At 49.4% G+C, this 18,980-nt stretch carries 16 protein-coding genes and 2 pseudogenes; 8 read left to right on the forward strand and 10 right to left on the reverse strand.

The features are described 5' to 3' along the window. Window positions 1-56 precede the first annotated feature (56 nt). Both DRI82_RS16565 and DRI82_RS24070 read left to right on the forward strand, forming a co-directional pair. Entirely contained in the window at window positions 57-341 is a 285-nt protein-coding gene (locus DRI82_RS16565) for a type II toxin-antitoxin system TacA family antitoxin (protein ID WP_114195015.1), read from the forward strand. After that, window positions 332-559 (forward strand): annotated as a pseudogene (locus DRI82_RS24070) (GNAT family N-acetyltransferase); the annotation flags it as partial. The gene DRI82_RS16565 and the pseudogene DRI82_RS24070, both read left to right, overlap by 10 nt. Here the strand turns inward: DRI82_RS24070 and DRI82_RS16575 are convergent. From DRI82_RS16575 to DRI82_RS16585, 3 genes and pseudogenes are all read right to left on the reverse strand, one after another. After that, window positions 548-2,593: an autotransporter domain-containing protein gene (locus tag DRI82_RS16575; protein ID WP_114195016.1), complete on the reverse strand. Its 2,046-nt coding sequence runs from the start codon at window positions 2,591-2,593 to the stop codon at window positions 548-550. The pseudogene DRI82_RS24070 and the gene DRI82_RS16575 sit on opposite strands and share 12 nt — an antisense overlap. 737 nt (window positions 2,594-3,330) lie before the next feature. Beyond that, window positions 3,331-3,448: pseudogene (locus DRI82_RS16580) on the reverse strand (transposase); the annotation flags it as partial. 232 nt (window positions 3,449-3,680) lie between these two features. Further along, window positions 3,681-5,027, reverse strand: a complete 1,347-nt coding sequence (locus tag DRI82_RS16585) for an ISNCY family transposase (protein WP_114195062.1) — start codon at window positions 5,025-5,027, stop codon at window positions 3,681-3,683. A 432-nt stretch (window positions 5,028-5,459) separates the two neighbouring features. Here DRI82_RS16585 and DRI82_RS16590 point away from each other — a divergent pair, with 432 nt between their 5' ends. Further along, window positions 5,460-5,735, forward strand: coding sequence for a hypothetical protein (locus DRI82_RS16590; protein WP_114195017.1), 276 nt, complete (start codon window positions 5,460-5,462; stop codon window positions 5,733-5,735). A gap of 69 nt (window positions 5,736-5,804) precedes the next feature. On the opposite strand, the gene DRI82_RS16595 is transcribed toward DRI82_RS16590, so the two are convergent. From DRI82_RS16595 to DRI82_RS16605, 3 genes are all read right to left on the reverse strand, one after another. After that, window positions 5,805-6,293 (reverse strand): GFA family protein, encoded by a 489-nt coding sequence (locus DRI82_RS16595; RefSeq protein WP_114195018.1) that lies wholly within the window; start codon window positions 6,291-6,293, stop codon window positions 5,805-5,807. Between the two features lie 149 nt (window positions 6,294-6,442). Next, window positions 6,443-8,068 (reverse strand): FGGY-family carbohydrate kinase, encoded by a 1,626-nt coding sequence (locus tag DRI82_RS16600; RefSeq protein ID WP_114195019.1) that lies wholly within the window; start codon window positions 8,066-8,068, stop codon window positions 6,443-6,445. A 31-nt stretch (window positions 8,069-8,099) separates the two neighbouring features. Then, window positions 8,100-8,834, reverse strand: a complete 735-nt coding sequence (locus DRI82_RS16605) for an SDR family oxidoreductase (protein WP_114195020.1) — start codon at window positions 8,832-8,834, stop codon at window positions 8,100-8,102. A 169-nt stretch (window positions 8,835-9,003) separates the two neighbouring features. Between DRI82_RS16605 and DRI82_RS16610 the strand changes: the two genes are divergently transcribed. From DRI82_RS16610 to DRI82_RS16620, 3 genes are all read left to right on the forward strand, one after another. Then, window positions 9,004-10,014 carry a LacI family DNA-binding transcriptional regulator gene (locus DRI82_RS16610; protein ID WP_245956866.1) on the forward strand — a complete coding sequence of 337 codons (1,011 nt, stop codon included), beginning with the start codon at window positions 9,004-9,006 and terminating at the stop codon, window positions 10,012-10,014. A gap of 320 nt (window positions 10,015-10,334) precedes the next feature. Further along, complete coding sequence (locus DRI82_RS16615) at window positions 10,335-10,877, forward strand: CS1 type fimbrial major subunit (RefSeq protein WP_114195021.1); 543 nt, start codon at window positions 10,335-10,337, stop codon at window positions 10,875-10,877. A 231-nt stretch (window positions 10,878-11,108) separates the two neighbouring features. Next, a complete protein-coding gene (locus DRI82_RS16620; protein WP_114195022.1) occupies window positions 11,109-11,465 on the forward strand; it encodes a VOC family protein in 357 nt (118 codons plus the stop codon). A 29-nt stretch (window positions 11,466-11,494) separates the two neighbouring features. Here the strand turns inward: DRI82_RS16620 and DRI82_RS16625 are convergent, their stop codons facing one another. From DRI82_RS16625 to DRI82_RS16635, 3 genes are all read right to left on the reverse strand, one after another. Then, the gene (locus DRI82_RS16625) at window positions 11,495-12,406 is read right to left on the reverse strand and encodes an amino acid ABC transporter substrate-binding protein (RefSeq protein WP_211317669.1); all 912 of its coding nucleotides are present in this window, start codon (window positions 12,404-12,406) and stop codon (window positions 11,495-11,497) included. A 14-nt stretch (window positions 12,407-12,420) separates the two neighbouring features. Continuing rightward, window positions 12,421-13,347: an amino acid ABC transporter substrate-binding protein gene (locus tag DRI82_RS16630; RefSeq protein WP_211317670.1), complete on the reverse strand. Its 927-nt coding sequence runs from the start codon at window positions 13,345-13,347 to the stop codon at window positions 12,421-12,423. Between the two features lie 71 nt (window positions 13,348-13,418). Continuing rightward, window positions 13,419-15,629 carry a bifunctional diguanylate cyclase/phosphodiesterase gene (locus tag DRI82_RS16635; RefSeq protein WP_114195023.1) on the reverse strand — a complete coding sequence of 737 codons (2,211 nt, stop codon included), beginning with the start codon at window positions 15,627-15,629 and terminating at the stop codon, window positions 13,419-13,421. A 417-nt stretch (window positions 15,630-16,046) separates the two neighbouring features. Between DRI82_RS16635 and DRI82_RS16640 the strand changes: the two genes are divergently transcribed. Both DRI82_RS16640 and DRI82_RS16645 read left to right on the forward strand, forming a co-directional pair. Then, on the forward strand, window positions 16,047-16,388 hold the full coding sequence (locus DRI82_RS16640) for a TfoX/Sxy family protein (RefSeq protein ID WP_114195024.1): 342 nt from the start codon (window positions 16,047-16,049) through the stop codon (window positions 16,386-16,388). Between the two features lie 171 nt (window positions 16,389-16,559). Next, entirely contained in the window at window positions 16,560-18,035 is a 1,476-nt protein-coding gene (locus tag DRI82_RS16645) for a Na+/H+ antiporter NhaC family protein (protein WP_114195025.1), read from the forward strand. A gap of 50 nt (window positions 18,036-18,085) precedes the next feature. Here the strand turns inward: DRI82_RS16645 and DRI82_RS16650 are convergent, their stop codons facing one another. Next, on the reverse strand, window positions 18,086-18,937 hold the full coding sequence (locus DRI82_RS16650; RefSeq protein WP_114195026.1) for a prepilin peptidase: 852 nt from the start codon (window positions 18,935-18,937) through the stop codon (window positions 18,086-18,088). Window positions 18,938-18,980: the final 43 nt, after the last annotated feature.

Genomic DNA, 18,980 nt, shown 5'->3' on the forward strand with positions numbered 1-18,980 from the left:
TAAGACATGGAATCTCATATCAATGTATAGCATTTTGTTACCATAAGGAGGGTGCTATGCAAAATACCGTTCGTAAACCCACTCGTGACAAGCAAATTAACGTCCGGGCGACCAAAGCAGAGCGTGCCGTAATCGACTATGCTGCGAGTCTGGTCAATAAGAACCGGACCGACTTCATTATTGAGAAGGCTGTTCATGAGGCACAAAACATCATCCTGGATCAGCGTGTATTCGTCCTTGATGATGCTCGTTATCAAGCATTCATTGAACAGCATGAAGCTCCTGTGCAAAACATAGAAGGGCGTAAACGCTTAATGGATGTGAAGCCTGAATGGAAATAATCATTACCGCGCCAGAACTGCTGACAGAAGAGCATATTCTCCAGCCGTTCGAGTGCGGAAATGAGGTGTTGAGTGACTGGTTGCGCCGTCGAGCCATGAAAAACCAGCTCCAGAATGCCTTCCGTACTTTCGTTATCTGTCTGGAAGGCACAAAACGTGTAGTGGGTTATTCCTCCATTGCAACCGGCTCAGTCAGTCACGCCGAGTTAGGCAAAGCCAGTTCTTCCATGACGAAAGACATATTTGCCAATCTGTTGGCGTTCATTACTGTGTTTTGCTACCTGACTATTTTCGGTATAGCCGGTACGGTAAATATCCTGATATTTAATCGCCACCAGGGGGGCTATCTGTGTCCGGTCATTAAGAGGAATACCATAAGTGGCCGTTAATCGGGCTTGATACCCTTTGATTGTTGCGTCTCCTTTTCCGGCTTCCGTATTAGCCAGAACGTCCCGCTGAATGGTCATATCTTGTTGAATAAAAACCCCGGAGGCGTCAATACTTAACCCTGAATTATCCCGGTTGGTCTGATAACGCGTAAAAAGACCCAAGCCGGGTTTATGGTCTCCCCGGGTATCGTAACCGTCAACCAACTCGGTGTTATGGGCAAGATTGAATGATGCACCCACAGTCCAGTGTTCATCAGGCAAGCGTACCGAACCAAACAGACCGGTGGCCATCCGGTAATTGCTACTTTGAGCGGTATTGAGTTGAGTGAAGGCCCCCACACAATAGTTGCGTTGTCCTATTTGACAACGCGCATCAGCCAGTGAGTCCAACGCTCCCTGATAGAGACTCAGGACTTGCTGAGCATTACCGGCAGTATTGGCCATAGCCTGATGGGTATTATCCTTATCAACGATAATAATGATAGGTGGTGTAGGTGGTACGGGTTCCGTTGGCGGCTCAGGCAGTTCCGGGGTTGTGACTTTCCAGACCACAGCGCGTAAATTACCGGCATCGTTATCTGCCTCCCCCACGACCACGCGTCCGTCGGCGGAGACGGCAGTGGACGCAGACCTCCCGGAATTGTCAGCCCTGAGGGTCCCCAGGTCGGTCATCTGGCTGTCCCCTTCGTTATGGCGAAAGGCATGGTAATTACCGGCATCGTTATCTGCCTCCCCCACGACCACGCGTCCGTCGGCGGAGACCGCACGGGCCAAAGAAAACCCGGAATTATCAGCCCTGAGGGTCCCCAGGTCGGTTATCTGGCTGTCCCCTTCGTTATGGCGAAAGGCACGGTAACCGAAATCGTTATCTGCCGCCCCCACGACCACACGTCCGTCAGCGGAGACGCCATTGGCCAAAGAAGTTCCGGAATTATCAGCCCTGAGGGTCCCCAGGCCGGTTATCTGGCTGTCCCCTTCGTTATGGCGAAAGGCATGGTAATTACCGGCATCGTTATCTGCCTCCCCCACGACCACGCGTCCGTCGGCGGAGACGGCATCGGCCGAAGACCACCCGGAGTTATCAGCCCTGAGGGTTCCCAGGTCGGTCATCTGGCTGTCCCCTTCGTTATGGCGAAAGGCATGGAAATTACCGTCACCGGAATCGTTATCTGCCGCCCCCACGACCACGCGTCCGTCGGCGGAGACGGCATAGGCCGAAGACCATCCGGAATTATCAGCCCTGAGGGTCCCCAGGGCGGTCATCTGGCTGTCCCCTTCGTTATGGCGAAAGGCACGGTAACCGTAACCGGAATCGCTATCTGCCTGCCCCACGACCACGCGTCCGTCGGCGGAGACGGCATTGGCCGAAGAAGTTCCGGTATTGTCAGCCCTGAGGGTCCCCAGGTCAGTCATCTGGCTGTCCCCTTCGTTATGGCGAAAGGCACGGTAACCGTAACCGAAATCGCTATCTGCCGACCCCACGACCACACGTCCGTCGGCGGAGATGGCAATGGTCAAAGAAGTTCCGGTATTGTCAGCCCTGAGGGTCCCCAGGTCGGTCATCTGGCTGTCCCCTTCGTTATGGCGAAAGGCATGGTAATTACCATAACCGTAACCGTCATCGGAACCGTTCTCTGAGTTCCCCACGACCACGCGTCCGTCGGCGGAAACCGCGGCGGCATAGGACTGCTCGGAATTATCGTACCCTAACGTACCCAAATCTAAGGGGTCTTCAAAAATAATATCTTGAGCAAGGGTGGGAGTGATGGCACTGATTATCAAAACAGCAAGTAAAGTTTTTTTCATAAAAATCCATATCATCATAAAGCGCATACTGACTTTCATAGGTGTAGTGACCTGCATTTGAAATCGGTACGACCTGCCTTACCCCCAATTTCCAGCCCAGATTAGTTGCAAATGAAAATGGTCACCGACTCACATTAGCTGAAAACGAACCTGCATTTATCCAGCCTTGGTTCAGATCCGCAGATTACCAACCCACAATATCTGCAACTGAAATCTGCCCACCAAGCCGTTCAATAAACGTTCGTTTTGTGGACAGTATGCGAGGCAATAAGCCCAGCCGATGGACTCTGGCCTGACGAGTGCAACAACTCAGTTCTGAAATCAAAGTCCATTTACACTTAAGTTCTCTGGCTTTCTGGGGCCAGCACTAGTTGCAGTTAATGTGAGTTTGCGACGATGGAATGCAGGTCGAAACAATCAAATGCAGGTTCATTTGCAGATAACGGGGGCCGAAAAACGCGATAAATGCGGGATTGGCTATTTATAAACGCAGGTCACTACACATAGGTACCTTAATTACATATCGTAATAATTAGTTACTAAGTATTTTAAATTAAAAAACCAAGAAAATCGTTTTTTTTGACGAAAAAATGAAATTAAGTATTCTTTCTTTGATTTCATACCAACTATTTTTGAGTGAATGATATTATTTTAATGCAACACATTAACATTCGCATACAATAAAACATCAAAGATATAACATGATGAGGCTAACTAAATTATACCGAAAGAAAAAATCACCGAACTTAAGCCATTAAGCTATTAAGTATTGTTATGAGCGAGATAGAATACCTCAGACTGTGGGTGGTGATATCGAGGCGGGTTGCGACACTCGCATATGGAATGGCCGCGATCAATAACCTGTTTGACAGCTTCAATTTTGAACTCTTCGGGATAACGTTTACCGCTTATGGGCACCTCTCATTTAAGCGATCATAAATGACTCCAAGGTGTCTACCAAACACATGGCGATTCACATAGCTATTCACCGGCAGAGCCATTTTGAGCTGTTTTTAGAGGATGGGACGTGGGGGGAGTTGCGGGTCAGAGCGTGAAAACTGTCTACCCGAAGTTGAAATGTCACCCTTAGATCCAAAGTTAAAATGTCACCTTTATGTCTAGCAAAGTCTGAAAGAATAGGGAGTTAGCGTTTTAAACTGGCTCTGAATTCTGCCGGATTAACCAGTACCGGGTTGATGGCTTTCAACTGTTCCTGTACTCTTGCCTGAGCGCGTCGTTTGGGCATTTTCTTGCTGCGTTCTCTTTTACCCTCGCGTTCCCGTTCGTCCTGAGTTACCTGTGCCAATTTTAATACTGCACCAAGCCGTTTATTGTCCACGATGGCTCCCTGATCAACGCAGGCCAGCTTGTCGAATACCTGATAGGTCAGCGTCCTATGAGCATATTTGAACCCCAGCGTGCCGTCAGGATAATCATAAACTTTGATTTTCTCACCGGCAATTCGCGTATTTTCTTCACAAGGCTCAAGAAGATACAACATCTTATCGTACTGAAATGTCAGCGATTTCGAGACTGTCCGTAACTCCTGCCAGGCGAATATATCATCCAGTTCGAACTTTGTTTCATTCACCGGGCGATGGAGGTTTTTGGAGAATTCAGGCGCTCTGGCGAACCGCAGGTTAAAGTCCATAATGAACGTTTCCAGCCACGCATTGGCTGTCTCAATATTGCTGATTTCCTCGAGCCGCATTTCCTTGATTAAACGATCCTGAAGCGTCTGGTTTGCTCGTTCAACGCGGCCTTTGGCCTGAGAGCTGTTGGCACAGATGAGCTCAATGTTCAGATCGTGAAGAGCCCGGCCAAACTGTGTTGTTCCTGTCCGACGATTGTCAGCCTGACTGACGCGAAACACGGCATGTTTATCACTATAAAAAGCCACTGGTTTACCATGTTTATCAAGGTATTCCCGTGTAGATACCATGTAATCAAAGGCTGATTCAGTCTCACAAAATCTCAGGTGCATCAGGCGTCCAGTGGCATCATCAATGAACACGAGCAGACAGTATTTTGCAGCCCGGCCTTCAAACCAGTCGTGATGAGAACCGTCAATTTGGACAAGTTCTCCAAGACAATCGCGACGATAACGGGGCTGATAAACGCGAGGTTTACGACAGGAATGTGGAACCCAGAGGCCATCAGTGATCATCCAATGACGGATGGTCTCAACTGAAATCGAAATACGATGGCGTTCTCTGAGCTTTTCTGCGGCTAGTGAGGGTCCAAAGTCAGCGTATTTTTCACGTAGCAGCGTCAGAGCATTAAGGCGTAGCGAATCATCTAAACGATGAGTGCCAGGTTTACCGCGTCTAAGATTGACAAGACCTGCAGCACCAGTATCACGGTAGCGGTTCATCAGTCGTTGAACCTGACGTTCGGTCAGTCCAAGTTGCGAAGCGGCATCGCGGCGGCGTAAACGTTTTTCGACAACGGCCTGGATCACCGGAAGACGGTGAAGTTCTTTTTCTGACATAGTCACCAGCATCTGAAAATCTCCCCGGACTTGCAGCAGAATTGCCGTCCCAGGGTGACATTTTAAACTTGTTAAAAGGTGACATTATAATATTGGTGTTACATCATTGGTACGCATAACATTGATTATGTTAAATGACCTGTAAAGATGAGGCAACTTCCTGGCATTTTATCATTCACTCCGCCTACCCGGCCAATGATATGATTTTCATTAAGTTCTTATAATGTACTGTCGACTAAATAAATTATCCCACTCTATTTTTCTACGTTATTTAGATATTCTCCCCAAATGTTAAATAACCTCACAATTTCCTCACAATTGATATTTCATTTGCTTTGAACTACTTTTAATATCAGGCAATTACACAACGTCGTTTTAAATTCATTCTGAATTTAAAACAGTAATTACTTTAATGAAAACAAGGACTATCCTATGAAGTTATATATCGTTATTCCTTTTTTCTCACTTATTATAACGGCATGTTCAGCACCTGTAGCTGAACTGGATAATGATGCTCTTTGTGCCAGGCTAGCTGAGGGAGAGTATTTTAGAAATAACTGGATTTGGGATCCGGCGTTTAAAGAAGTAGAAAACAGAGAGCAGAACGGAACCATCTCAAAAGTTCAGTGTGAAAAAGTAAGGGTACAAAATATGGACACATTTGCACGGCAAGCTTCCGACGACCTGTTCGAGTCTAAGTCTGACTAACCTGTTCTATCTTCGGGCTTGTTGCAAAAAATGCAGACGCAGCCAAATTGCTTACCACCGGAAGCTGGATTAACTCGACGACTGTTCTTTTAGCGCAGCAATACGCCGCAGACTCTCCTCGGGCCACACTGATTTAACGGAATAAAATTTAAGCTTGGTCAACGCCCCCTCAGGCAAAATGACCCAGGGTTGTTTGCTTTGAGTATAGATATGGATATCCGGTGGCATCAGATCCGGGTTGTCCAGCGTACCTACACGAAGAAACAAGATATTGGCGTTCCAAGAGTAATGGCTCCAGAGCGCAACATGGCATTGGGGGCAGCGGGCAATCTTCTGCCCCCTGCCACTCAAGGTTGGCGTTTTGATCACGCTGACTTCACCCTGCGTGCATTGAAGGTATTGGTTCTCAATCAGCGCATTCAGCACGAAAGCTGAACCGGTCTCCCGCTGGCACCAGCGGCAGTGGCAACAGTGCACAATCAATGGCTTGATGTTGACTGCATATCGCACGTTGCCACATGTACATCCGCCTTCAGCCCTAAACTGTGATGTATTCATTTGTTCACATGTCTTCGCTAGGTGATACTTATCAAGCTTATAGCGATTTATTTCTGCAGAATTTAACATCGATCAAAAAAATGAATATTGTGTTGAGCAGACCTGCTCCGTTACCAGGGCAGGCCCCCTTGGAACATTTAGGTGTGGCGCTAAAAATCCCGCATTTCCCTGCATGCGCTTTGCAGGTTTTTGAAGGCCTCATAGCGTTTGGCGTGTATTGCGGACAATTCGCCACCTGCCGGAGTGTAGACACTCGCAGACGCGGTCAGACTGGCCATGGCGTCACGGACGTTGTCGAAGGCACCGGCGGCAACCGCCCCGAGAATGGCTGAACCAAGCAGAACCGGCTCCTCGGATGTGGAGGCAACGACCGGTTTCCCACAGGCGTCGGCAAGAAGCTGACGCACAAAGTCATGCTGCCCAGCGCCACCGCTGATCACAATTCGTTCAACGTTTGCCCCGGCGTTGGCCTGCGTTTCGATAATTTGCTTCAGACCATAACCAATACCGCACAGACCGGCGACGTAGAGCGCAACAAGACCGTCCAGGTCCAGACTCATGCCCAGACCTGCAATGACTGCACGGGCATGTGGGTCGGCAAACGGTGCCCGATTGCCGAGAAACTCAGGAACCACATGCAGGCCCGAAGCCAGCCTTATGGCTTGTGATACATCGTGGGATGTTTCTGCTGCGATATTGGCGAGAAGAACAGGCAGTGGGATGCCGCGTCCTGCCGCCTTCGCTGCGGCTTCCGCCGATGCAGGGTGGAAAGAGAGAAGGTAGTCGATTGCTGCCCCGGCGGCGCTCTGACCACCCTCATTCAACCACATACCAGGTACCATGGCTGAATAATAAGGCCCCCAGACGCCCGGAACGAAGACTGGCTCGACCGTTGACGTCATGGTGCAGGACGACGTCCCGAAGACATAACCGAGATTACTTTCTGGCTGACCGTCGATCCCCACCGTGCCGATACCGCCCGCATGGGCATCAATCATCCCTGCTGCGACCGCGGTCCCGGCTTTCAAACCCATTGCCTGGGCCGCTTCTTCCGTCAGTCCCTCCCCCAGTGTGGTTCCAGGCTCGACAATATTGGCGCCAATCCGGGAAAAGTCTTCATCCGCCAACACATCCAGACCGATCGCCCGGAAATAGCTGGGATCCCAGCGTTGCTCATGGGCGAGATAGGTCCATTTGCAGGTCACCGTGCACGTGGATCGAGAGAGATCACCCGTCGCCTTCCACGTCAGGAAGTCCGCGAGATCGAAAAATTGCCATGCCGCATCAAATACTTTCGGGCGATTTTCCTTAAGCCACAACAGCTTGGGTGTTTCCATTTCAGGTGAAATGCGCCCGCCCACATAACGCAGCACATCATGGCCAATCGCATTGATGCGTTCAGCCTGGGCAACAGCCCGATGATCCATCCAGACGATAATATCGCGGTTCGACTCCTCTGACGGACCCACGGCCAGGGAATGTCCACCCTCGCCAAGAACCACGAGCGAACAGGTCGCGTCGAAACCAAGACCGACAACCGCAGCCGGATCGACTTTGGCATGGGAAACCACCTCGCGCACGATGGTGCAGACGGCCAGCCAGATCTCACTGCTCGACTGTTCGACCACGGCCCCCGTCTCACGGAACAGCGAAATATCTCGTTTTGCGACGCTGAGCAAACGGCCATTGAGGTCAAATAATCCGGCGCGCGCACTTCCTGTGCCAACATCGACCCCGATAACGTAACGTTGAGCTTCCTGCGTACTGATAATCATAATTTACCTCGTTTTAAATCAGGCGATGCGTCTACAGATCGACACTGTTTGGCAGGATGACCAAATCGCGGATCGTGACATTGCGCGGCCGGGACAGCATGAATAGCACGGCATCCGCCACTTCTTGCGATTGCATCAGGCTGCCATTCGCCAGTGCTTCTTCCATTTTGGCTTTCGGCCAATCGTCCAGCAGCGCAGTGACAACCGGACCGGGCAGAACAGCGCCGACGCGCACGCCATATTGGGACACCTGCCGACGCGTGGAATGCACAAAAGCCTGAACAGCGAATTTCGAGGCGGTATAGATTGGCTCCCAGACAACCGGCACCACACCCGCAATCGAGCTGGTGAACAAAATATCGCCGGACTTCTGCGCAATCATATGCGGCAGCACCGCATGCACCGATCTAAACGCGGCATTAATATTAAGGTTCAGCACGAGGTCCCAGGCATCCGGGTCACCTTCCGCAACAGCACCGCCGACATAAGCCCCGGCATTGGCATGAAAAATGTCGAGTCGATCGGCACCCGCGGCGTCCAGAATGCGTGGCAGCATGGCGGAAACTTCCGATCCATTCAAAAGATCGACCACTAGCGGCCTGGCGTTAGCGCCCAGTTCGATGCACAGTTCATCCAGTCGGTCTTTCGCCCGGTCAATCAAAACTACGGTTGCGCCCTCGGCTAATAATGTTCGTGCACATGCAAGCCCAATGCCGGAAGCAGCACCGGTAATAGCAGCAACCTTACCTTTCATGAGTTCAGTCATTGTGAAATTCTCCTTGGATCAGGGTGTAGGTGCGATCGTGATGATTAAAATTCTGTTGAGCGACTTATATCGGGTAACTTGTATCGAGTACATTAGCTCAATCGATGGAGCAACATTGCGACCGCTCCATAATGATGTCAAGATATGTTCAATAGAGGGGCAAATATTCGTGAAGCAAGTCAAGAAAACAACCATTTACGATCTGGCTGAACTCGCTGGTACGTCGGCCAGTGCAGTAAGCTCAGTATTGAACGGCAGTTGGAAAAAACGCCGGATTAGCAGCCAGTTGGCCGACAAGGTCATGCGGTTGGCTGAGGAGCAGGGTTATACGCTCAACATGCAGGCCAGTCTGTTGCGCCGGGATAAATCCAAAATCATTGGTATGATCGTTCCTAAATACGACAACCGTTACTTTGGTTCGATCGCCGAACTCTTCGAAACCATGGCGCGTGCGCGGGGATTGTTCCCGATCATCACCTGCACCAGTCGTGATCCGCAATTGGAAATCGAAGCAGCACGCACAATGCTCTCGTATCAGGTCGAATGGCTGATTGCCACGGGGGCGACCGACCCGGATAAAATCACCGATGTCTGTCAGGCTGCTGGGGTGCATAGCCTCAATCTCGATTTGCCGGGCTCCCGCGCGCCTTCGGTGATTTCTGACAACTTCACCGGTGCGCGTGAACTGACACGGCGCATTCTGGTCAACTGTGAACGCAAACTTGGAAAAGCATCCCCCCTCTTGTTCATCGGCGGTCGTGGCAGTGACCATAACACTGCCGAGCGTGTGCGCGGTTTTCGCCAGGCGCATGAGGATATGGGTATCGTCGTTGACGAGCGCTACATCCAAACCTGCGGCTATGCGCCGGAAAAGGCCGAGAAAGCGCTTCAGTCACTGGCCGCTTCTGAAGGCGAAATCCCCAGGGGCATGTTTATCAACTCAACGATTTCGTTCGAAGGTGTGGTGCATTGGGTAAGGAAATCAGGCCGCTATGATCAATCGCCACCCGTTATGGGGTGCTTTGACTGGGATCCATTCGTTGCCCTTCTCGGTGACGAGATCGAAATGGTGCGCCAGGATGTACCCAGCATGCTCAATGCCGTATTCGAGATCATAGATAAGGGTGCCAGCATGGACACACGCATCGAAATCCCAGTGGTATTCATGGGGAAAATATGACTCTCGTCATTTTTTTATGTATATTTAAGCCATTTATAACATCAAAAATGTAATATGCGTCACCTTTTGAAATATTCAGCAAGAGAAAGTCCTGCATAGAACAAAATTATCCCTATAATTAGCGCATTACTCCATGAGGGGGTAATTAATAACAAAAAATGGCGGGAATTTTTATATGGGTAGGATCCCAACCGGATGCCTGAACATAGTTTCCACGTTTCAATTATGGGTGGTTTAGGATAATTTTTAAAAAGGAATAAGAAACAGAACTGTTGGCAGTCATACCGGTAATGATAATATCTATTAACGGTAAATAAAAAATGAAAATCAATAAATTAGCTTTGACGATTGCAACCGGACTGCTGATTTTTTCTGGGATTACTCAAGCACAAGAACGAAACCCCTCAGTTATTAAAACCATTACGATTACCGCAAATATCAGTGACAGTATTTATGTCTCCCGGCCTGGCGGTCAAGGGTGGTATGACACGGTAAGTCTGGCCTCAACCGATGGCACACAGACTTCCTTCAACAGCACTATCCCTGTACAAGTATGGTCAACCACGAAGGGATTTAATGTTTCCCTGGTTCATCCACTTGAAATTATTCGCACTGATTCTGCCTATAAAATGCAAGGCGTCAATATCAAGCTGGCAGAGGGCGGCAATAAAGGAAAAGATCTCAGTGCCGGTGGCAACGCCCAGACTTTCACTCAGAAGTTAAGGGTAGGCAATGGCTATGAAGACGTTTACCAGTTGCAGGTCAACGCCAAAGCACCTTCAGCCTTGAACAATGTCAGCACCAAAGGAAGTTACAGCGGCGACCTGGTGCTCCTGTTTGAAATTCCGTCGAATTCTATTTAAGGCTACAACACTTTCCCCTGCCGCTTTTTTGCTATTGCCGCCTGTAATACGGCGGCAATATCTCAAAACAACAATTATCTCAGAAACGTTCATTACCTCAAAACCACAATGACTTAAAAGCTGCAATGTTTTCAAAGCTGCTATGATATCAAAAGAATGACCAGCGCTACTGCTGACATAAACTGTGCAAATGTTTAAGATAGCGCAGTGGATCAATAATAGGAGCGAGTTATGGGTGTTCAGGAAAATGATAGTCGGATCGACAACATCGAGTTTGCCGTGAGTGATATTGCTCGTTCGAAAGACTTTTATGGCGCCGTATTCAATTGGCGTTTTACCGACTACGGTCCGCGATATTGCGAATTTACTGACGGTCGATTGTGCGGCGGTTTTACTACGCTGAGTGAGGTTGCCCCTAACGGCGGACCGCTCGTGATTCTGTACGCTGAAAATCTGGAGCAAACCCAGAAACGTTTGGAGGACGCGGGGGCAACCATTGTGCTGCCGATATTCTCGTTCCCGGGCGGGCGTCGTTTTCACTTTACCGACCCCGATGGTTATCAACTGGCAGTATGGTCAGATAACTGAGCATCAGGTTATTGTGGATCGCCCGGACGTCAGCGAGTTGCGGTACTGGCGGTAGTGAAAGTATGTTTCATCCTTTCACTCATTGGGTAGTTGAGATTAATCTGGCTGCCGGGAAGCGGTTGCGTAAACCAACGCGCGTAAATGGCGTCGATTTCATTACTGGCATAAATCTGTTTAAGCGCAGTATTTACCGCATTGTGAAAATCTTTGTCATCAAGGCGCATCATCAAGCCATACTCCGTCTCTTCACCTACGGTCTCATTGGAAATAACATAATCCTGCGGGTTAGAAGAGTTGGCTATCATGGTATGCAGCAATATGTCATCCATGGCAAAAGCGGAGACTTTCTCTTGTGAAACCATATCAAAGGCCTTCTGCAGGGAGTCGGTGATCGCAATGGAAAGATTCAGTTTTTTATCCCGGTTGACCTGATTGATTGGACCAATATTCACCGTTCCCAGCACAATACTAACGCTCCTTCCGCGTAAATCATCCAGTGTATTCAAATGATTTTTGACTAGGGAAACAAAGCGGGTATTAACGACAAAATGGCTGATAGAAAACGCGGCATTACGCCTGCGTTCAGCGGTATTGCTACTGGCAACGCACTCGAGATCAATATCGCCACTGTTGAGCATTTGCACCCGATTGGCGGGTGTTCGGAACACATAATCAATGTTGAGGGTATCCAGTCCAAGTTGGATCCTGATAGCTTCGGCTACCCGCTGGCACAAATCAATTGAATAGCCGATGACCTTCCCATCGGGACTGACATAGGAGAATGGCGCAGTATTACCGTACCCTACCTTGAGGGTTTTGGTTTGACGCACCTTTTCAAGTGTTGAAAGGGAGTCGGCAGCCCGCGACAGATGGCTTACGGTTATTGTCACAATGAATAACACCATCAGGAAATGCCGCAATCGTAGCTCAAATCGACACATCGTTCCTCTCTCCTTTACTCAAGGTATTCTTTCGGTTGCGACAAAATCATTTTCAGACTTTGCGACATAGGGTAATGGAGATTTACGCCATCAGGCGGAATCGGAGAAAGAAACCATTTATCATAGATGGCGTTTATTTCGCCTTGCGTGAATATAGTCTCCAGTTGCTCATTTACGACGCGTTTGAACGCTAATTGCCCTGGTGGCATCATCAGGCCATAGGGTTCCGGTAGGCTTAAACGGTCATCTGAAAGGATAAATTCAGACGGATTGGGAGATGAAGCCACCAGCCCGGCCAGCAGAATGTCATCCATAACGAAGGCCGATACATTGCCGTTTGCAACCGATTCAAACGCCTCCTGATTCACTTTTTTCAGCACGACAGAAATGTTGAGCTTCATACGCATATTGGCTTCATTCAATTGCTCAATATTGATCGTCCCGCTGCTTGCCGAGACGCTACGCCCTGCCAAATCAGCCAGCCGCGTAATGCCCGTTCGCTTTAGCGCCACAAATCGGGTGAAGGTGACAAAGTGAGGATAGGAAAACTCCGCCAATTCACGCCGCTCACGGTTATTGGTGGTTGCCGCGCACTCAAGATCGATCCCTCGGTTACGAATCAGCGGAAATCGCGTCGCTGTCGTGACAGGGATAAAAACCACATTTAATTCATCCAGATACAAATATTTTTTTATTCCATCAACCACGCGTAAGCACAAATCAACCGAGTAGCCGGTCGCCTTGCCTTGCACCGCGTATGAAAAAGGCGGTTCGTCCACCCGGTAGCCAATTTTTATTGTTTTGGTTTGCGCGATATTCGTCAGCGTGCTGTCCATCGGCATATCATCTGCCAACGCAGCGTGCGGCAGCAGTGCAAACACGGTAGCGAGCAGGATCCCTCGTGCGAAAGAGGCCAGGTAAAATCCATTGAGAATCCGCAAAATCAGCTCCTGATTTATTATGGTGTTTTATTTGCGACTACAGTTTGGTTACTGAATAAGTGGCAAAGCCATCAGACTTCCAGTGCCGTCACTGGAATCGCCTTACCGGTCAGGTAGCCCTGAACAAATTGACATCCGGCGCGACGCAGCAATTCCCGTTGCAGTTCGGTTTCTACCCCTTCCGCCAGAGTTTCCATACCTAACTGATGAACCAATGACATAATATTAGCCACAATTATGCGTTTCGACTCACTGTCTTCCAGTCCGTCGATTAAACCTTTATCAAGCTTCACGCGAGTGAATGGAAAATCCGCCAGACAGTTCAGGGACGCATAGCCTGTGCCGAAATCATCCAGGGCAATCCCTATTCCCATATTCTGAATCTTGCGCAGCACCGGCAGCGCTTCTTTGCGATCCAGCAGAATCGGCTCTGTTATCTCGATCTCAATCCGATAAGCCGGAAGCCTGCTTTGCGCCAGTGCGTTTTTCAGGACATCGATCAGACCGTCATGATGGATTTGAATCCCCGAAACATTCACTGACACGCGATGACGGGCATCAAAATGTGTCATGGCATCGCTGCAAGCCTGGCGGATTATCCACTCCCCCAACCTGACAATCAGGCCATTTTTCTCCGCCAGCGGAATGAACGTGTCCGGCATCAGCAGTTCCTGGGGAGAACGACGCCAGCGTACCAGCGCTTCATAACCGGTGATGCTGTTGTCGGAAAGTCGTATCAGCGGCTGATAGTGGATTTCGAATTCGTTGCGGTCCATCGCGCTTTCAATGTCCAGTTCGGCAATGATCGGCACGGAATTGGTCATAGCCATGCCAGATTCAAAGTAATGGTAATTATTGCGTCCCGTTCTCTTCGAGGCATACAGCGCCAAATCGGCATTCTTCATCAGGATATGGGGAGTCACGCCATGCTGGGGCGCGTTGGCAATCCCGATACTGATCCCAATGCCAAACTCATGGCCATGAATGTAAAAAGGTTCACTAATTGATTTGATTAACTGCCCTGCCAACTGTGCTGCTTCCTGTATGGGGTTTTCTTTCACCAATTGGATCACGGCGAATTCATCTCCCCCCAGTCGGGCAACCATATTTCCGGTTGAAAGCAACAAAGAGATCCTCTCGCTGACATCGATTAACAGCGCATCCCCGACCACATGACCGAACGTATCATTCACCTCTTTGAAGTGATCGAGATCGAGCAGCATCAGGTTAAAAAATTTGCTCTCCAATTTCAGCATCGTAAGGGCATTATCCAGAGCCACGCCGAAGAAAGTTCGGTTTGGCAGACCTGTCAACGGATCGTGATGCGCCATGTATTCCATTTTCTGCACCGTTTCTTTAACCAATTGCAGGTGTTCGCGCTCAACCATGGCCTGCCGGAGTTTTTCGATGGCGACAGCCAATTGACCGATTTCATCATCCCGCTGTAAAAATGGCGTAGTGTCTTGCGTATTGCCTTGTGCAATACGCCTGAGCGCCTGGATAAGTACGGGTACAGAATAAAAAAACTGCCTCATCAGCAGCGCGACGGTCAGTCCCGTCAACAGCAATACGATTCCCAGACCGATCAGCGAATTACGCAGCAGAATATTGTGCGTTCGGTACAACTCCTGCCTTTCGCCAATGCTGCTGACCAACGCCCCCAGCATTTTTCCTGATGGCGTCAATAACGGGATTTCGCTGACAAAATAGTCTTCATTGTTAATCTGGACAAAACCTGCAAAGCTGTTTTTCCTTGCATCCGCTTGCACGGGCGTTCCATCATCGTGCATGAGAATATGTTTGTTCAGTGTTCCATTCGCATCAGCGATGCTGACAAAGCCCTCGTTTTCCCGATACTGGAAAAGCCATACGCGGTTATTGGTCTGCATGGCGGCCAGGGAAAGCACATCGACAGGATTGAATCCGGTTTGCAGGATTGACTCGTCGTCGCCGAGAAAATTCTCCGTCACAATGCCGGTTATCTGCCCGGTTTCATCCATACGGGCTACCACCGACGTATATATATTGCGGATAATGTAGCTGATGATGTGGGCATTGGTATTGGCCTGGCGCTTCCACTGCGTTTGCGAGTTTTTGTCGACAATAAACCACCCTGCTGCCGCCCCGACACCATAGGAAAAAATAATGCCGACGATAAGAAATACCGTCACTTTACCCAGAATAGAATGATACCAGCGCTGTCGGGGAGGCATGGATAATGACCCTCCATCGATTAAAGGGGCGCTGAAGTCCTTCGTTGTTCTGGTGCGGGATGTCATCATCCAAATCCCTTCATCTGTCGCATAAGCGGGTGGGAGACAAATAGTAATTTATTATAAAACAATAGACTATAAAGATTGTGCATGCAGGGGTCACGTATTGCCAGAATCATCATTACTGGCGTATTACTTTATTTACTCTCCGAATAAACAAACACTTAGCCAATAAAAATTCTCATCAATCCATTGTATATACCCTCAAAATAGTAGCAGCAACATATTTAAACGACCTCCCATCCCAACCAAACGAAATTTGACTTAAATAGCGCACTAATATATTTGTAACGGCATGAGTGGGAACAGGAATAACCGACTTCATGCGTGGTGATAAATGTTTTGGCGGGTGGCTAAAACCCCCCAACGCAGTTAACCCTCGTGGGTATTTAACATCAAGGACCGATCTAACCGGGGTTAATGTACATGGCGACAGATGAGAAGTTCGTGGTTTACGTAATGGATCAGCTTGAGGGTGTGGAAGGTCTGACCGTGCGAAAGATGTTCGGGGAATATGCCCTCTTCAAGGAGGGAAAAGTTCTCGCCTTGATCTGCAACAGTCAACTGTTCATCAAACCGACCGTCTCCGGGCGAAATTTTATTGGTACTCCGGTTGAAGCGCCGCCCTACAAAGGAGCCAAACCCAGTTTTCTGATCGACGATGAACTGGACAACAAAGAATGGCTGTGTCAGTTGGTGTCGCTGACTTACGAAGAACTGCCGGCGCCAAAGCCGAAGAAGCCCAAAAAAGAGAAAGCCAAACCATAGCGCCTGCCTCTTTAACATTCGCCATCCTCCTCGGTTCCCTGAGCCGACATGTATGCCTCACTGTAGATTCCATTGACACAATCAATCGAACAGCTAGGAAGCTGTACCAAAATCTGCGAATATTTGGTTGGACATGCATGGAGTACCTAATACAGAAGAGAGTCTTGACACATGGAAAGAGTTGAACTGACGTTTAGAGGGGGCAAAATTTTTGCCCTGGTTCCCATTGTTTTATTTTTGATTTTTTGCACACTTTTTTTTACCGTGTTCAAGATCTTTGATATGCAAGCCCTGGCGATGGGAGCCTTGATTTCAATCATTATTGGCGGGATTTTTGCCAAGGACTATAAACAGTATTGGGAGGCAGTTATCAAGCATGGGATCGGCAGCCAGATGGCCGTGACCATTGCGACGATCCTCTTGATTATCGGGATGTTTGCGAAACTGATGGCCGCCAGCGGCGTGGCGGAAGGTTTCGCCTGGTTGGCCAATATGCTCGGCTTGCATGGGGGAATGTTCACGCTGTTTACCTTCTGTGCAGTCTGCCTTATTTCAGCCTCGACAGGGACCTCAATTGGTTCATTGTTTACTGCCTTCCCGGTCTTCTTTCCTGCTGGCATCATGCTGGGTGCCGATCCCGTGGTATTAGCCAGCGCCATTCTGTCCGGCGCTATTTTTGGCGATAACATCGCACCTATTTCAGACACAACGGTTGCTTCGGCATCCACCCAGCTCTATACGAGAAAACAGGGCAGCGCCGAAATAGCCGGTCTGGTCACGTCACGATTCAAATATGCGTTGTTTGCCGCAATAATGGCCGGGGTTCTGTTTTGGATTTTTGGTTCTGCGGATCACGCCGTTAGCCCGATGGCTTCCCTGCCGGAACTTAAATACAGCCCCAATAATTTGATCATGTTAATCCCCGTGGCCGCGTTGTTGATTGTTGCGTTAAAAACCCGGGATATTTTTAAGGCCATACCGGTAGGCATTATCGTGGGCACGATAACGGGCATGGTGACCGGTATCTTCACCTGGCATGATGTGTTCTCGATCAAAGGCGGCGAGGTCAGCGGTTTTCTGTTTGCTGGTTTTAACAGCATGGTCAGCACCGTTCTCTTCGTATTGTCGCTGTTTGGTATCATGGGGATTTTGAAAGCCAGCCTGATGATGGATCGCATCGCGGCATTTATTTGCAATAGCCGTTTTACGGACAGTGTGCGTGGCACGGAATTTTCAATCGCCACAGGCACTATATTGGCTACCGCGCTGGTCGGTGGCGTCACCAGTGCATCGATTCTGACGTTTGGCCCGGTCGCGGATGAAATCGGCAAGAAGAAGAATCTCCACCCGTTCAGACGGGCAGTGTTGGTTGACTGTTTCTCGATGACCATTGCGGCAATTATTCCCTTCCTCAGTGCGTTTATTTTTATTGTCAGTTCGATCATTAACGCACTGCGGGCAGATTATAATTTCATTCCCGAGATTAACCCCATATCGCTAACGCTAACCTCATTCTACCCATTGTGTCTTTTTGTGGTGATGACGTTTTCAGTTGTGGTTGGATGGGGACGTAAATTTGAAGGACCTGACGGCACCCAGGTCGATGAGATGGCTGCAGACTTCAAAACAGATCTTTCCGGGCGCTGATTGAAGCCGGGTATTGCTCTGCTGAATACCCGGCTATACCCGATAGGTATTCAATAACTCGTTGGCAGCACGAAAAAGACCATGTTAATCGCGCCTGCCAGCGCCAGCCACGGGCCAAAAGCCAGTGGCTGATCGACGTTTTGACGCGATAACCCGCGTTGCAGCAGGGTAAAGATCAATCCACATACCGCAGCAATCAAAACCAGATTTGGCAGCGTTTTCCAGCCCATCCAGGCACCCAGCGCAGCCAGCAGTTTGAAATCCCCATAACCCAACGCCTCTTTGCCCGTGGCATACTTGAACAACCAGAATAGCCCCCACAAGGAAAGATAGCCGATCGCGGCCCCCATTATTGCCTGTTCCAGCGAAACAAAACTGCCTGATAAGTTAAATAACAATCCTAACCACAATAGCGGCAGCGTAAGAGCATCCGGTAGCAAGAGCGTTTTCAGGTCGATAACGGTCAGCGTCAGCAGAATCGCCATAAACAGCAACACGCCTAACAGCGGCAAACCCACTGGCAGCAGAGCGCCCGCTCCAGCAAAAAGCAGCGCTGTCGTCAGTTCAATCAAAGGATAGCGGCAAGAGATCGACTTCGCACAGCACCGCGCTCTCCCCTTTAGCCACAACCAACTCACCAAGGGAATATTGTCGCGGATCGCGAGGGGCGTCTGGCAATGCGGGCAGGATGAGTGAGGCAGCATCAGGTCAAAACGTGGAGGTGATTCTGTGATGGTTACCCCCAGTTGCTGTTGCGCCTCGCGTTGCCAACGGCGTTCCAACATCACTGGCATCCGGTAAATGACCACATTCAGAAAGCTGCCGATGATCGCTCCCAGCAGACTTAGGGTACAGAGCCAGAAAACAGGAAAAACATCAGCAAATGGCGCAATGGGGTTCAAGGAATCCTCCTGTCGTTAGCATCGGTAATCTGTCGTCATAATG

The sequence above is a fragment of the Edaphovirga cremea genome (assembly GCF_003332275.1).
Taxonomy (GTDB): domain Bacteria; phylum Pseudomonadota; class Gammaproteobacteria; order Enterobacterales; family Enterobacteriaceae; genus Edaphovirga; species Edaphovirga cremea.